Genomic DNA, 15,314 nt, shown 5'->3' on the forward strand with positions numbered 1-15,314 from the left:
CTACCGGCATAAAAAAAGCGGAGATCAATGATCTCCGCTTTTTTATTTATCAGCAGGTTCGCTTATTGCTGTCTTTTGGCAAATTCCGCTTTTGCTTTTTCCAGGTACTCGATAAAGGCATTGGCATCTTCTTTCGGATCATATCCGTAGCCTTTGTTCACCAGGGCATTACCTTCCAGATCTACCGGAATATAGTACGGCTGGGAATTACGCTTGAAGTGGGTAGCCTCGAGGTCCAGGTTTTTCTGACCAATGTTTTTGATCCTGGTGCCATCGAATTTAGAGACATATTGCTCCGCTTCCGGCAGGGAAGTCTTTTCGTCAGTGTACAAAGACGCTACGATAAAATCATTGCGCAGGACCTTCATCACCGCCGGGTTGGACAACACTGATTTCTCGAATTTACGGCAGTTCACACAAGTGTGACCGGTAAAGTCGAGCATCAGCGGCTTGTTGGCCGCTTTGGCCGCTGCCAGGGCTTCTTCATAATCGAAGAACACGTTTTCCACACCCGGAATTTCAGAGTGCAGGATGTCTACCAGCTTTTTCGGTTTGATGGTATTGGCATGACCGCCGGTGTTACCACCGCCGCCACCGCTTTCCAGCGATACCTGTATGTCTGTCAGCGATTTGCTCAGGTTGAAATCCTGCGAGCCTTCATGCGGCAGGAAGCCACTGATGCCTTTGAGCGGAGCGCCCCACATACCCGGGACCATATAAATCACGAAGGTAAAGGTGGCAATCGCAAAGCAGAGGCGGGTCACCGACAGGAACGGTACGTCGCTGTCGTGGCTGAACTTCAGCTTACCGATCAGGTAGAGCGTCAGCAGCGCGAAGATCGCGATCCACAGGGCGAGGAATATTTCACGGTCCAGCAGGTTCCAGTGATAAGCCATGTCCACATTGGACAGGAACTTGAGGGCCAGCGCCAGTTCCACGAAGCCAAGGGTCACTTTCACCGCGTTGAGCCATCCGCCGGATTTGCCGATCTTATTCAGCAGGCTGGGGAATAACGCAAAGAGGGAGAAAGGAATGGCCAGTGCCAGCGAGAAGCCGAACATACCCACCAGCGGGCCGGAGTTGCCGCCTTTCGCCGCCAGTACCAACAGGTTGCCCAGGATAGGACCGGTACAGGAGAAAGATACGATAGCCAGCGTAAGGGCCATGAAGAAAATGCCCAGGAAGCTGCCCATGCCTGCCCTTGAGTCAGACACGTTGGCCCAGGAGCTGGGCAGAGATATCTCAAACGCGCCGAGGAACGAAAAGGCAAACAACAGGAAGATCACAAAGAAAATCATGTTGGCGATGCCATTGCTCGCAAGCGAGTTGAGTGCACTGGCGCCAAATATCTTGGTGATCAGGAAGCCCAGCAGGGTATAAATCACGATAATGGACAAGGAATAGAGGAAGGCGTTTTTAATGCCCTGCGCCCTTGTTCCGCTGCGTTTGGTGAAGAAGCTCACGGTGATGGGGATCATGGAGAACACGCAGGGCGTGATCAGCGCAATGAAACCGCCACCAAAGCTGGCGAGGAAGATCCACATCAGCGACTTATTGGATGCATCGTCTTCCGCTACGTCGTTGGGGGAAGTGGTACCATCAGCAGCAGGTGCTACCGCGTTGCCGGCAGCAGGCGCCACTTCCAGGTCAAAAGCAGCCTCTTCCGGAAGAACTTCTTCTCCCTTCAGCACCATGTAGGTGATGTTACCTTTGATTTTACCGTTAGCGGGCGCGCCTTTCAATTCGGCCGTCAGCGTTACTTCGTTTTCAAAGTATTTGATCTCGAGGTTGTCGAACAGCGGCTCTTTGCGCTGTTGGAGCTGACCTTTTTCAGTAATGTTGCCCAGCGTGAGTTTGGTGCTGCTGTCGGGAACAATGCGGGTATTCGGGTCGTCGTTGCCCATGGTAGTGGAAAACAACAGCGCTCCTTTCTCTATCGTTGCCCTGGCATGGAGTACGTATTCCTGATCGTTTTTCTTTTCGGCGGAGAACTCCCATTTAACAGGCTTAGGGCTCTGGTCTTGTGCGTCGGCACGGAAGGCGAACAGCAGGAAGACCGGTATCAGCAATGAAAGCAAATGCTTCATATAGTCAATAGGCTTTAAAGAATATACAGTAGGTTAAACGACAACGAGTCCCCCTGGAGGAACTCGTTCATCGTATAGACATATTTTTGGTGATGGTGCGCAATTATTTTCCTCCCACGCTTACCGCAAATTCCACTTCTTTCGGAGGCAGGCACTGGTGGTCGTCGCATACCATGAACTCTACAGAACCTTTTACTTTGGTAGCTGCTTTACCTTTCACGGTGACAGTCTGTACGAAGTTGACGGTGTTTTCGTAGTATTTCAGTTCAGAGTTAAAGTTTTTATCGAAAGACTTGTGCAGTTTACCGTTTTCTTTCACTTTACCGTCGGCGGCTACCAGCGGGTTTTTAGCGAATTTGAAGCTGGTAGGTACCGGGCCTTCGCCTGCTTCCTGTGCGTACAGGTGCCAGCCGCTTTCGATGGTGGCCGTAGCGTGCACTTCGTAAGTCGTGGCATTTACCTTTTTGGAGGTAAAGCTCCATTTAACCGGATTCTCAATCTGTGCGCTTGCCAGGATGGGCAGGGCGAACAGGGCCAGTGCTGTGAGTAATTTTTTCATGCTTTTTCTTTTTAATTGGTTGGTTGGTTGATTGATTAATTGTTGTTGATCAGGCTTTGGAATATGAGCTGCCCGTCGGTGTTCCCCAGCGCTGTGCTGGTAGCTCTTTCCGGGTGAGGCATCATCCCAAAGACATTTCTTTCTTTATTGCAGATGCCAGCGATGTTACGGATGGCACCGTTATAATTAGCTGAGTCAATAATGTTGCCAAACTCATCGCAGTAACGGAAGAGGATCTGTTTGTTTTTCTCCAGCTCGTCCAGGGTAGCGTCGTCCGCATAGTAACGGCCTTCACCATGGGCGATCGGGATCATCAGCGGGCGGCCGGTCACGTCTTTTGTGATGGAAGCCACGTTGTTTTCACTTTTCAGGAAAATGTTTTTGCAGATGAACTGCTGGTTCTGGTTACGCAGCAACACGCCTGGCAGCAGTCCTGCTTCGCACAGCACCTGGAAACCGTTACATACACCGATCACACGACCACCTTTGTTGGCAAATTCGATCACGCTCTGCATCATAGGGCTGAACCTGGCGATGGCGCCGCAACGCAGGTAGTCACCATAGGAAAAACCACCCGGTAATACAATACAATCTGTTGTGCTGAATGCGCTCAGGTCTTTATCCTTGTGCCACAGCTCTATTACTTCCTGCCCAAGGTCATTGCGCAGGGAATCAATCATGTCATGATCACAGTTAGAGCCCGGAAAGGTGACAACGCCAAATTTCATCTGAAAATGTTTTGTGTTTATATGTAAATAATATTTTATAAATAGATTTTCCAACCATTCACATGATATTAAACCATTATATCAAGGGGAGCAGGAAAGGACAAAATTACTTCTACATTCGCAATTTTCCATTGCCGCTCATCCTGATTTAACAAAATACTGGCGGTCAATTACTTAAAAAAGCGGTTTAGCTGAAATACTGCATAACGATCATATACCCCAGCACAATGAAGTGAATAACGTTGGCGAAGGTTTCGTTGGTGACAGACCAGAACACGTTGCCGGCAAACATGGCCACCGGCAGCACGGCCAGCACCCAGTACGCGGGAGAAAAATGTACATTGAAGAAAGGCACCAGCATGGCGACCAATACGTATACAATCAGCACCGCCCATATTTTACGGCCCTGGATCAGCATTTTCATCAGCGGACGCTGCAACAGCAGCCAGCCCAGCACAAAGAACAACAGGCAGGCGATCATAGCGCCCCATACTTTATAATCAGTGATCAGCGGCAGCGACAATCCTATATTGGGGATCTGCCGCAGCAGCGTCATCTGGTTGGTCAGAAACAGGTAAGTGCCCATCAGGTAGATAGGGCAGATGAGTCCGAGAATGGCAATGATCCATTCCGCCAGCCGGAACGCCCGCATAATCAGCATGCTCACCAACAGCAACAGGCAGAAAATAATGGACGGGAAATAAATCAGTCCGCACATCCCCAAGGCAAAGCCGATATTAAACACCACATCGCGGGCGGAAGTCCGTGTGTACAGCTCCGTTATACTGGAAAATACCCACAGCATGATCATATTCACCAGCAGGGCGGGAGAAAAAACGTTCCAGCTCTGTAAGAGGGAGGTGAACAGCAGGTAGCACATGGCCGGTAAGTACGTAGGCTTCGGAAACAGCCGGTGATGGTTGATGATTTTGGTCAGCAGCAATGACTGCAACAGCATCAGCATAACCGCCAGTGCGGTAAATACGAAAGGACTGCCGCCGGTCAGCACCTGCAGCCATTTGACCAGCAGGCTATACAAAAGGCCTTCAGACCCGTCCGCCATATATGCGGAAGGATGTATCAGATAGTAAAACTTAACCAGTAATGTGTATATCAGCAACAGCAATACCGTAAGCGGATTGCCTGAACGGAAAAATCGTATCACAGTGCAAAGGTGTGATTAAAAGTCAATTTTAGCAAAGCAAATATAGTTTCTATATACACACGGCACCAACACTGTCCGGGCGCTGATCTGTTTTCCGTACCGGGGCATCCAGGTAAAACCCTTGTCCAGGTTGCGTAGGGTAGGCATGCGGGTTACTTTTCCGCCAGGCGCCAGGCTGGCGTCTGTCAGCAGGTAATTACGCCTGTCCAGCTCATTATACAGGAAACGCAGTTCACTGCCGATGTTTACCATCAGGTAAGACAGGTACAGGTCTGCATTGTCGTCGTACTGGCTTTTGCGGACAAAGTTGTTCCACTGCATGTTGCCTTCTTCATCGAAAGACAGGACCGCCACGTTATCGTAGTGATAGCGTACGCCCTGGGAGTTGTTCCAGTACCAGGGGTTATAATACAGCGGGGAATAAGGAGAATAGTAGTAAGGGGAATAATACATCCCGCCGTAGGGAGCGCCGTACATATAGTTCCAGCGGTTCCATGGCTGATAGCGGGAAGAAGTATAAAATGATTCCGCGGTCAGCAGGAAGCCGCCATTGGCGGTATTGATGACCTTACGGATGAAATAGTCATTAAAGGCGCTCGCGGTATTGGATTCGCCGCGGGCATTCATCTTCAGCTCATTGGAAAACACGACAGATTTTTCATAAAGCGGTTTATTGTTCTGATAGTCGAATTTATACAGGTACATGCCTTCCACATTGCCCCGCTTCTGCTTATAATAGAAGGCAGTGATCAGGGCGGTATGCCGGCTGTTGTCCAGTTTCATTTTTACTTCATCGAGCAGCTGGCCTTTAAACGACAGGGGAGCCATCTCAAAGCTGTCTACCAGCGCGCGTTTCATCACCATATTACCACTCACCACATAATCGCGGTTAGAGGTACGTTCGAGCTTATTGAACACCAGGTCGCCGTCATTGGTGAGGTTAAAGTTGCTGAGAAACTGCTTCCTGCCGGCCATGGGCAGCGACAGGCGGCTGTTGTTGACCAGCGTCATGGCGCTGTCGTACAGGAAAGTATAGAACACGTTATTGTCTTCCTTGTCCTGGTTGATTTTATACACGAGGATGCGGCGCTTGTCTTCAGACACCTCCACAGAATATACTTTGTTTTCCTTGGAGTACATGCCGATGCGGGTAGAGTCGATCAGTACGGGGGCGTCGCTGAAGCGTGCTTCGGGCGACATGGTGGCGCAGAAGCTGAATACGGCATCTTTACGCTGGAACTGGTAGATCATCAGCACCTTATCGGGGTAGGCCACAAAGTCCATGCTGATGACTTTCCTGGGAAGAAAGTCCAGTTTCACCCGGTCCTTCAGTTGCATATCAGCATCATAAACAGACACGGAGTAGTCGCCCCGGTCGGTTTTATAGACGAGTATATTGCCACCCACCTTACCGATGATTTCAAATTCGGTACTTTTGTAATCATCTTTTTCTGGTTCGGAATAGGAGATTTTCTGCGCTACTGCTGCGCTGCCGGCGAAGAGCAGCATCAGTAACAGTTGAATGCGGTATAGCGTATGCATACTCTGATGTAGTTTCAAATAATGCTGATGATGAAAATGGTAGATGACGTGAACAGCCGCGTCATTTCCAAACTTACATTAAAAATCAGAAATTAATACAGCAATTTACACGATGTAAACCGCGTCTTTACTTAAATACCAAAAGGCGGGATTTATTGTGTATTTTTAATAAAATATTTTTAAAGCAAGATATACCTGATGGAGACCGTTATGATAACCGGTGGTACGGGACTGGTGGGAACGGCACTAACCCGGCTGCTGCTGGAGCGCGGCTATAAAGTGATCATCCTTACCAGACATCCGGAGAAGGGCACCAATACAGCGGTCCGCTATGCCGCCTGGGACGTGGACAATCAAACGCTGGATGTAAACGCCCTGCAGGAGGCCGATTATATTGTCCATCTGGCAGGCGCCAACGTTGGAGAAAAACGGTGGACAGCAGGCCGGAAACAGGAGATCCTCGAGAGCCGCACCAAAAGCAGTGAACTGATTGTGAAATCCCTGCAAACCCATCCCAATAAAATCAGAAAAGTAATCAGCGCTTCTGCAACCGGTTATTACGGGGAAACGAAAGATCACGCTTTCACCGAAACAGACCCGGCTGCCACCGACTTCCTGGGCAGCACCACCCTCGCCTGGGAGCAGAGCATCGCGCCGGTAAAGACACTAGACAAGAAGCTGGTGATTTTCCGTACCGGGATAGCACTGAGCCGGGAAGGCGGCGCCCTCAAAGAATTCTACAAGCCCCTGAAGTTTGGTTTTGCCACAGTGCTGGGGTCCGGCGATCAGTACATCAGCTGGATTCATATACAGGACCTTGTACGGCTGTATTTCAACGCCATCGTCAACGACCAGCTGGAAGGCGTCTATAACGCCGTAGCGCCGCGACCGGTGCGGCATAAAGAGCTGATGCTCGCCATGGCCCGTGCTGCCAAAGGCAACAGTTTCATTACCAGCTACGTGCCGGCCTTCGCCCTGAAACTGGCGCTGGGGGAAATGAGCATCGAAGTATTAAAAAGTGTGAATGCGTCGTCACAAAAGATCCAGAACACGGGGTTTCAGTTCTCCTATCCTACTATCGGGGAAGCGATGGCACAGCTATTCAAATAACCGCACCATAGCCGCAGCTTTCAGCAGGCATTCTTCCCATTCCAGTTCCGGATCGCTGTAGAAGGTGACCGCGGAGCCGGTCTGGAAGGACAGGTATTGCCGGGTGGCGTTGTAGATAATACTGCGGATCACTACATTGAAGTCAAAGTCACCTTCCGGCGTAATGTACCCTACGGCGCCGGAGTAGAGCCCACGGCGGCTTTGTTCATATTCTTCTATCAGCTGCATCACGCGGATTTTGGGCGCGCCGGTCATGGACCCCATGGGAAACGTGTGTTTCAGAATGTCTGTCAACCGTGTGCCGGGGGCTGTTTCCGCCGCCACGGTAGAGATCATCTGATGTACCTGTGCAAAGGAATAAATACCACACAGTTCCTTTACGTGTACGCTGCCCCGCAAGGCAGTATGTGACAGGTCGTTACGAACCAGGTCCACCACCATAATGTTTTCCGCCCGCTCTTTGGGGTTGCTGCGCAGCGCTTCCTGCAGCGCCTGGTCCCGGGCCGGGTCAGCGTCTTTTTTGCTGGTGCCTTTAATGGGTTGGGAGATGACCCTGCGGCCTGTCTTCTGAAGATATCTTTCGGGGCTGGAGCTGATCAGGTAACGGTCCTGCAAACGATAGTAGGCCGCAAACGGGGCGGGGGACAATGTATTGAGCTGCGAGAACAACGCGGGCGGATACACGCTGGCATCTTCCATGAAATTTTCGCGGCAGAAGTTCACCTCGTAACAATCACCGCGGAGGATATGGGCCTGCAGCCCTTTTACGGCGCTGATATAACGGGCGTGATCGAGGCGTGCCTGTAAAGCGGTGAGCCGCGGGGCGGAAGGCGCAATAACGGTAACGGGCATACGAATACATTCCTGGTACACCCGCATAGCATCTTCGTGTGAGAAATGGAGGCCACCGATACGGGCGGTATTGTTTTCCAGGAAGATAACGACCCGGGGCTGAAAGAAGTGCAGGTCCGGAAAACCGGCACCGTCGGGGTTATCGGAGCGGAGACCGGGGGCTGTTTCGTTTTTCAGGTCGTAGGCCAGATGACCGAAAAGCCAGTCGCGGTGGGTGGAATAGAACTGTTCCAGCGCGGGAAAGGCGTTACCGGCGGGCGCTATCAGCGTTTGCAGCGCATCTGCTGCCAGCAGTGTTTCAAAACGATGATAAGCAGAGGGATAGTTATTATTATCCAATAAACAACAAATGTTGAACTGGTTGGCCCAATTCAACATTTGTTGTTTAAATACTTTCTGATCGTTGACCGGAAAAGTGTGAAATATTCTGATACTAATCGCTTTTAATCCTTAAAAATCGTCGTCGTCGTCGTCAAAGCGGTCATTGAACAGGTCCATGTCCTTGAAGTCGTCGTCCAGGCCCAGATCGTCGTCGTCATCGGATTTTTTGCTGCCACCTGCAGGGCGGCCGCGTTTACCTTTTGACTTAGGCATGTCAAACTCTTCAAAGTCCGGATCATAGTCATCGTCCTCGCCCTTTTCCCACGCGTCATCCATATCATCCATATCATCATCATCCTCGTCATCTTCTTCATCGTCATCGCTTTTGCGTTTGGATTTGGAAGCTGACTTATCTGATTTCTTTGAGGGTTTCTTGGATGTAGTTTCCTCTTCATCCTCGTCGTCCTCATCATCTTCATCCACCTCTTTCTCAGGCTTGGCCGCAGCTTTAGGAGCGTCTTTTGCAGTCTTAGGAGAAGTAGTTTTTTTCGTCTCTTTCTCTTTATCAGATTTTGATTTCATAATAGGTTCACTTATTTCTTTGCCGTAAAGTTTTAACAGTTTTTTTGATTAGCCAAATTTTTTTTGCCGTTTTTTTTCCTTAATTTTTGTGGTTTAGCGCTCCAGTATCTGGTCCCGTCCCGGCCCGTTGGAAACGTATTTCACGGGAACGCCCAGATAATTATCTACTGCTTCCACAAAAGTTTTCATCTCTGAAGGTAACTCGTTGAACTGCTTGCAGGTAGCAGTCTTATCGCTCCATCCTTTGAAGGATTCCCATACCGGTTTCACCTCCAGTCCGTTGAGTTGGAAAGGCAATTGTTTAGTCTGTTGGCCATTGATGTCGTAGGCGGTGCAGGCGAGCACTTCGTCAAATTCGTCGAGTACGTCGCTTTTGGTCATTACCAGTTGGGTAACGCCACTCAGCATACAGGTATAGTTCAGGGCTACCAGGTCGATCCAGCCACAGCGGCGGGGACGGCCGGTTACGGCGCCAAATTCATGACCGGCGGCACGCAGCTGTTCACCGGTTTCGTCATGCAGTTCTGTCGGGAAAGGACCGCTGCCTACACGGGTGCAATAAGCTTTGGTAACGCCAATCACTTCCTTGATCCATTGCGGGGCAATGCCCAGTCCGGTACATACGCCGGCAGAGATAGTGTTGGAGGAAGTAACAAACGGATAGGTGCCGAAGTCCACGTCCAGCATGCTTCCCTGTGCGCCTTCCGCCAGTACTTTTTTTCCGGCTTTCAGTTTTTCGTTCAGGAAGTATTCGCCGCTGACGATGTTCATCTGCTGCAGGAAAGGTATTGCCTCGAAGAACTCTTTTTCCCAGGCTTCGATGTCCGCGTCCAGTCCTTCCACATTGTATTGGGACAGCATCTGCAGGTGTTTCTGCTTCAGCTTTTCGTACAGCGTTTTAAAATCAGCAGAGATCACATCTCCCACACGCAGACCGTTTCTGCCGGTTTTGTCCATATAAGCGGGACCGATACCTTTCAGGGTAGAGCCGATTTTATCGTGCCCTTTGGAGATCTCGGAAGCTTTATCCAGCGCACGGTGCGTAGGAACAATAATATGCGTTTTTTCCGCGATAAACAGGTTTTTTGTCAGGTCGATGCCCAGAGCAGCGATATCTTCGCTTTCTTTCTTGAAAGCTACAGGGTCCAACACCACGCCATTACCGATCAGGTTAATGGTTTTGTCATGGAACACACCGGAAGGAATGGTGCGTAAAACTACTTTCTGACCGTTTACATACAGCGTATGGCCAGCATTTGGTCCACCCTGGAAACGGGCAATCACGTCGTACCTGCCGGCAAAATAGTCCACAATTTTACCTTTGCCTTCGTCGCCCCATTGCAGGCCTAACAAAACGTCTACCATAATGATTTAATTAATTATCGGAGGTTGCTTTTAAAAGAAGTGGCAAAATTACGCTGAAATACCACAAAATCAAATTTCTCTCACAAAGAGCGCGGAGTTAGACGGGGATTGTAAGCCCGCAAAGGCCTGCGTTATTATCTTACCCCTAAAGGCAACGCTGCTGGCACGCCAAGCCGTTCACGCAAAGGCGCTAAGCAGCAAAGACGCAAAGAAATACAAAGGGTACAAAGAGAGCAAAGAACACAGAGAACACAAAGGGCGGAAAGGGTAGAAAGAGCGAAGGAGCCAGGAAAATATTAAAAATTATTATATTATTCCCTTTGCTCCTTTGCTGCTTAGCGCCTTTGCGTGACGGCATTTGCCTGCCTATAACTGTGATTCTTCGAGTCGGTGTACGGACTGGATGCCATCCAGTTTCTTCAGCCGGTCTACCAGCTCATCCAGTTCTTCCTTATCATGTACGTATACCTTGATGAGGCCTTCAAACAGCCCTTCCTTGGATTCGATGCTGAGCGCGGAGATATTGACTTTCAGTTCACCGGAAATAATATTGGTGATTTTGTGGATAACGCCCACATCGTCCATACCAATGATCCGTAACCCGGTAAGGAAGGAGATTTCCCTGTTCTTCACCCATTTGGTTTTCACCACGCGATGGCCATAGTTGGCCAGCAGCTGGGCGGCATTGGGACAGTTGGTCCGGTGTATCTTCAGGCCTTCGCTGGCGGTGATGAAGCCGAACACGTCATCGCCCGGAATGGGGCGGCAGCAATTGGCCAGCTTGTAGGCGATCTTGTCGGAACTTTCGCCGAAAATGATCAGTTCCGCATCTTTCTTGCTCGGGATCTGGTGTTTGACGTGTTCTTCCGGCACATGTTCCGGCTGTTTGACCGGCTTGGGCTGTTCCAGTTTATCCCCGAGCAGGGAGAACTGTTTCAGCTCTTTCAGGTCGATATTTTTGACCGCGATCTGGTAATACAGATCCAGCGGCGACGGTTGTTTATAGAACTGTACCAGCTCGTTGATGTTATGCTGGCTGGCGGTGATCTTCATATGGTCCAGCTTACGCTCCAGCGCAGCCTTCCCATCCATGGCCACCTTCCTTTTTTCTTCCTTCAGGGCATCTTTGATCTTGGACTTGGCTTTGGCTGTCAGCACAAAGTTAAGCCAGTCTTCCGAAGGTTTCTGTTTATTGGAAGTAATGATTTCCACCTGGTCCCCGCTGCGCAGCTTATGGCTGAGCGGTACCAGTTTATAGTTGACCTTGGCGCCGATACATTTGTTGCCCACGGCGCTGTGGATGGCGTAGGCGAAGTCCAGCGCGGTAGAGTTGACCGGCAATATTTTCAGGTCGCCTTTCGGCGTATAGACATAGATCTCTTCGGTAAAGAGATTGCTTTTGAAATCGGCAAGGAAGTCGAGGGTATTGGAGTCCGGGTTGCTGAGGATTTCCCGTATCTGGGTGAACCACTGGTCGAACTTGGATTCCTGTTGCGGGTTCTGGGCGCCTTCCTTGTAACGCCAGTGAGCGGCCACCCCTTTTTCGGCGTAGTCGTTCATGCGTTTGGAGCGGATCTGCACTTCCACCCATTTACCCTGCGGGCCCATTACGGTTACGTGCAGGGCTTCATATCCGTTGGATTTGGGGTTGCTGAGCCAGTCGCGTGTACGTTCCGGGCTGGGGTGGTAGAAGTCGGTAATGATGGAATATACTTTCCAGCAGTCGGCTTTTTCCTTGTCTATCGGGGAGTCGAGGATGATACGGATCGCAAACAGGTCGTACACCTCTTCAAAGGCTACGCCTTTTGTTTTGATTTTGTTGTGGATGGAGTGGATGGATTTCGGGCGGCCGAAGATCTCGAAGTTAAACCCTTCCTCCTGCAACACTTCCTTGATAGGCTTGATGAATTCGTTGATATAGCGGGTACGTTCACGTTTGGTTTCCTTGAGGCGCCGGGCAATTTCACGGTAGGTCTGCTGCTCCGTGTATTTCATAGCCAGGTCTTCCATCTCGGACTTGATATTGTACAATCCGAGGCGGTGTGCCAGCGGAGCGTAGATAAACACCGTCTCAGAGGCTATTTTCAGTTGTTTTTCCCGGCTCATGCTGTCGAGGGTACGCATATTATGCAACCTGTCGGCCAGTTTGATCAGGATCACCCTTGGGTCGTCTGCCAGGGTGAGGAGTATTTTCTTGAAGTTTTCCGCCTGTGCGGTGCTGGTGCTGGAGTCGATGACGGTGGATATTTTGGTAAGGCCGTCCACGATGTGGGCGATTTCATTACCGAATTCGCGGGCTACGTCTTCGAGGGTCACCTCCGTGTCTTCCACGGTATCATGTAACAAGGCGCAGATAGCTGAGCGTACGCCCAGGCCGATTTCTTCCACGCATATCTGTGCCACGGCGAGAGGATGCAGGATATAGGGTTCGCCTGATTTACGGCGCATTTCCTTATGGGCATCCGCTGCCATTTCAAAAGCAGTGCGTACCAGCTCCCTGTCGCCTTTTTTCAGACGGGGTTTAAGCGCTCTCAGCAAGGCGCGGTAATGCCGGACGATTTCTTTTTTCTCCTGCTCTTCGTCTAGATTATATTTTTGAACTGCCGCTGTTTCCATTGGGCCTAAAGTTACGATTTAATATAATCTGAAAGAAACAGGGGGTCAAAAGGCCACAGCTATTGTTTTGTCTGGGGATTGATGGGGATGGTGATCTTTTGCAGAAGGAGGTCTTTAGGGACATTCAGGCGCATGCCTACGTTGAAGATCGTTTCCAGGTTAAGCCGGGGCTCCCGTTTCATCTGTCTGCGGATCTTTCCGATAAACACATCCATACTGCGGCTGGAGGTGACGTCGTCGCGCCCCCAGAGCTTCATCAGCAGTTCATCTTTTTTGATAATGACATTGGGGCGGTTGAAGAAGTAACGCAGCAGTTTGGCCTCTGTCGGGGAAAACGTGGCCACATAGGCTTTTTCACTGTCTTTGGGATACACTTTCATTTTGCGGTAGTTGAACGTATGTTCGCCCACCACATGGCCGATCAGCAGTTCTGTTTTGGGGGGCCGGGTCCACTTGAGGAAGGCTTTCACCCTTCTCTGCAGTTCCAGGAGACTGAAGGGCTTTACGATGTAACCGTCCGCTCCCAGCTTGAAACCGTCCAGCCTGTCGGCGTCCATGGTTTTTTCGGCAGACAGGAAGAAGATGGGTACCAGCGTGTTTTTGCTGCGCACCTCCCGGGCCAGCTGGAAACCGTTTTTTCTGGGCATAACAATGTCCAGCAGCAGCATGTCGTACCGTCTGCGCTGGAATTCTTCCCAGGCATCCTCACCGTCCACACAGTGCTCCACCTGATAACCGATGCTCTCCAGGTTTTTTTTGACGATTTCTCCCAGTACCTTATCATCCTCAGCCAGCAAAATCCGGGGATTCTTATTCACTTGGGTTTGCATGTTCATAGTCAACCTTTTTGGACATATCTACCTATAAAACAAAAAACAGGCGGCCTTGGGTTATTGGCTGCCTGTTTTTATTATTCACTATAAATTAACACTAATTCACATCATTTTCACATTTTTTCCACAGCCCCTATCCGGATCGCTACGGCATAATTCCAGGCTTGCTGCCGAAGCTTTTCAGGGATATGTACGGTAACTGTCTCCCCTTCGGTTTTCCACATCAGTTTACCGGAAGCGCCCAGCAGCTGCAAAGAGGCTCCCTTAGCCGGCTTCAGGCCTTTAAAAACAATAGTGGCCGGCAACCGCTCCTGCTCGTCCAGCAGGTAAATGGCATATACACTGCCGTCTTTTTTCCGGGTGAAACATACTTTACCGTCTTTATACGGCGCTACCGCCCGGGTGCCGTATATAGCAGCGCCATTTACCTTCATCCAGTCGCCGATCCCCTTCATGGTAGTATACGCCTCCTTATGCAGCTCACCATCGGGACCAGGGCCCACATTCAACAGGTAGTTGCCGCCCTTGGCCACGATATCCACCAGGTTGTGGATAAGCTTACCAACCGGCTTGTATTTGTCATCCGGCACATAGGACCAGGAATTAGCCATGGTCATGCAGGTCTCCCAAGGATACGCCAGTGGCTTTTCCGGGATCTGCTGCTCCGGCGTGCGGTAGTTCTCATACGGGCCATGCACGCTGCGATCTACCACGATCAGCCCCGGCTGGTGACTGCGGGCCATTTTGGTGATACGTCCCATATCAATGTCCTGGTCCTGCGGCAGGGTTTTGCTCCATGACAAAGACTCCCTGGTCTGCTGCTTCAACGGCCTTACCCAGCCGCCATCCAGCCAGAGGATCTCCAGCTTGCCATAACCGGTCATCAACTCCTCTATCTGGTTATAGGTGTACTGTTTGAACTGGTTCCATCTCTCCGGGTATTTCTTAACATCGTAGTTCACATTACGGTCACGCGGCGGGAAATAGTTCCACCAGTAAGCATCAGAATGCCAGTCAGGCTTGGAGAAATAAGCCCCGGCATGAATACCTTCTTTACGGAACGCTTCAAACACTTCCTTCGCAATGTTGGCACGCGGATTTTTACTGAAAGCTACGTCCGGCGCGGTCACCCGGTAATCAGTCTGTTTGGTGTCGAACATACAGTAGCCGTCATGGTGCTTCGTCGTGAATACCAGGTATTTCATACCGGCTTCCCTCGCGGCCTTCGCCCACTTTTCGGGTGCGAACCCGGTAGGGTTAAAGGTTTTACCCAACGCCTGGTATTTTTGCAGGTATTCGAAATAAGACATTTTGGGATATTTACGCCCTATCCATTCTTCATCTTCCGGGCAAATACTCCAGGACTCCACTACGCCCCACTGGGAATAAGGTCCCCAGTGAATGATCATCCCGAACTTCCAGTCCTGCCACGCTTCCAGTTTCTGCACCACCACCGGGTCTGTTTCCGGTACATACGGCGGTTCTTCCGTTTGCGCGCTGGCCGCATTTACCGCGAGCCACGCGCAACCCAATGCCATCCATAATTTTCTCATA

At 50.5% G+C, this 15,314-nt stretch carries 12 protein-coding genes; 1 reads left to right on the plus strand and 11 read right to left on the minus strand.

The annotated features are described in order from the left end of the window. Positions 1 to 62 precede the first annotated feature (62 nt). The 5 genes from B5D63_RS11180 to B5D63_RS11200 all read right to left on the minus strand — a co-directional run bounded on the left by B5D63_RS11180 (position 63) and on the right by B5D63_RS11200 (position 6,081). Positions 63 to 2,087: a protein-disulfide reductase DsbD family protein gene (locus B5D63_RS11180; protein WP_078668895.1), complete on the minus strand. Its 2,025-nt coding sequence runs from the start codon at positions 2,085 to 2,087 to the stop codon at positions 63 to 65. 103 nt (positions 2,088 to 2,190) lie between these two features. After that, on the minus strand, positions 2,191 to 2,646 hold the full coding sequence (locus B5D63_RS11185) for a protein-disulfide reductase DsbD domain-containing protein (RefSeq protein ID WP_078668896.1): 456 nt from the start codon (positions 2,644 to 2,646) through the stop codon (positions 2,191 to 2,193). 35 nt (positions 2,647 to 2,681) lie between these two features. Next, entirely contained in the window at positions 2,682 to 3,374 is a 693-nt protein-coding gene (gene purQ, locus B5D63_RS11190) for a phosphoribosylformylglycinamidine synthase subunit PurQ (RefSeq protein ID WP_078668897.1), read from the minus strand. A gap of 187 nt (positions 3,375 to 3,561) precedes the next feature. Beyond that, positions 3,562 to 4,539: a hypothetical protein gene (locus tag B5D63_RS11195; RefSeq protein WP_078668898.1), complete on the minus strand. Its 978-nt coding sequence runs from the start codon at positions 4,537 to 4,539 to the stop codon at positions 3,562 to 3,564. Positions 4,540 to 4,554: 15 nt separating this feature from the next. Next, the gene (locus B5D63_RS11200; RefSeq protein WP_078668899.1) at positions 4,555 to 6,081 is read right to left on the minus strand and encodes a hypothetical protein; all 1,527 of its coding nucleotides are present in this window, start codon (positions 6,079 to 6,081) and stop codon (positions 4,555 to 4,557) included. 198 nt (positions 6,082 to 6,279) lie between these two features. Between B5D63_RS11200 and B5D63_RS11205 the strand changes: the two genes are divergently transcribed. Beyond that, a complete protein-coding gene (locus B5D63_RS11205) occupies positions 6,280 to 7,191 on the plus strand; it encodes a TIGR01777 family oxidoreductase (RefSeq protein WP_078668900.1) in 912 nt (303 codons plus the stop codon). On the opposite strand, the gene B5D63_RS11210 is transcribed toward B5D63_RS11205, so the two are convergent. The 6 genes from B5D63_RS11210 to B5D63_RS11235 form a co-directional block, all read right to left on the minus strand. After that, positions 7,180 to 8,421: an anthranilate synthase component I family protein gene (locus B5D63_RS11210; RefSeq protein ID WP_078668901.1), complete on the minus strand. Its 1,242-nt coding sequence runs from the start codon at positions 8,419 to 8,421 to the stop codon at positions 7,180 to 7,182. The two genes, B5D63_RS11205 and B5D63_RS11210, sit on opposite strands and share 12 nt — an antisense overlap. Before the next feature lie 72 nt (positions 8,422 to 8,493). Next, positions 8,494 to 8,946: a hypothetical protein gene (locus B5D63_RS35015; protein WP_078668902.1), complete on the minus strand. Its 453-nt coding sequence runs from the start codon at positions 8,944 to 8,946 to the stop codon at positions 8,494 to 8,496. Between the two features lie 93 nt (positions 8,947 to 9,039). Continuing rightward, entirely contained in the window at positions 9,040 to 10,311 is a 1,272-nt protein-coding gene (locus B5D63_RS11220; RefSeq protein WP_078668903.1) for an adenylosuccinate synthase, read from the minus strand. Between the two features lie 366 nt (positions 10,312 to 10,677). Next, positions 10,678 to 12,927, minus strand: coding sequence for a RelA/SpoT family protein (locus B5D63_RS11225; protein ID WP_078668904.1), 2,250 nt, complete (start codon positions 12,925 to 12,927; stop codon positions 10,678 to 10,680). A 59-nt stretch (positions 12,928 to 12,986) separates the two neighbouring features. Continuing rightward, on the minus strand, positions 12,987 to 13,763 hold the full coding sequence (locus B5D63_RS11230; protein WP_078668905.1) for a response regulator transcription factor: 777 nt from the start codon (positions 13,761 to 13,763) through the stop codon (positions 12,987 to 12,989). A 110-nt stretch (positions 13,764 to 13,873) separates the two neighbouring features. Continuing rightward, the gene (locus B5D63_RS11235; protein WP_078668906.1) at positions 13,874 to 15,313 is read right to left on the minus strand and encodes an alpha-L-fucosidase; all 1,440 of its coding nucleotides are present in this window, start codon (positions 15,311 to 15,313) and stop codon (positions 13,874 to 13,876) included. Between the last annotated feature and the right edge of the window lies 1 nt (position 15,314).

Source organism: Chitinophaga eiseniae (assembly GCF_900167135.1).
Taxonomy (GTDB): Bacteria; Bacteroidota; Bacteroidia; order Chitinophagales; family Chitinophagaceae; genus Chitinophaga; species Chitinophaga eiseniae.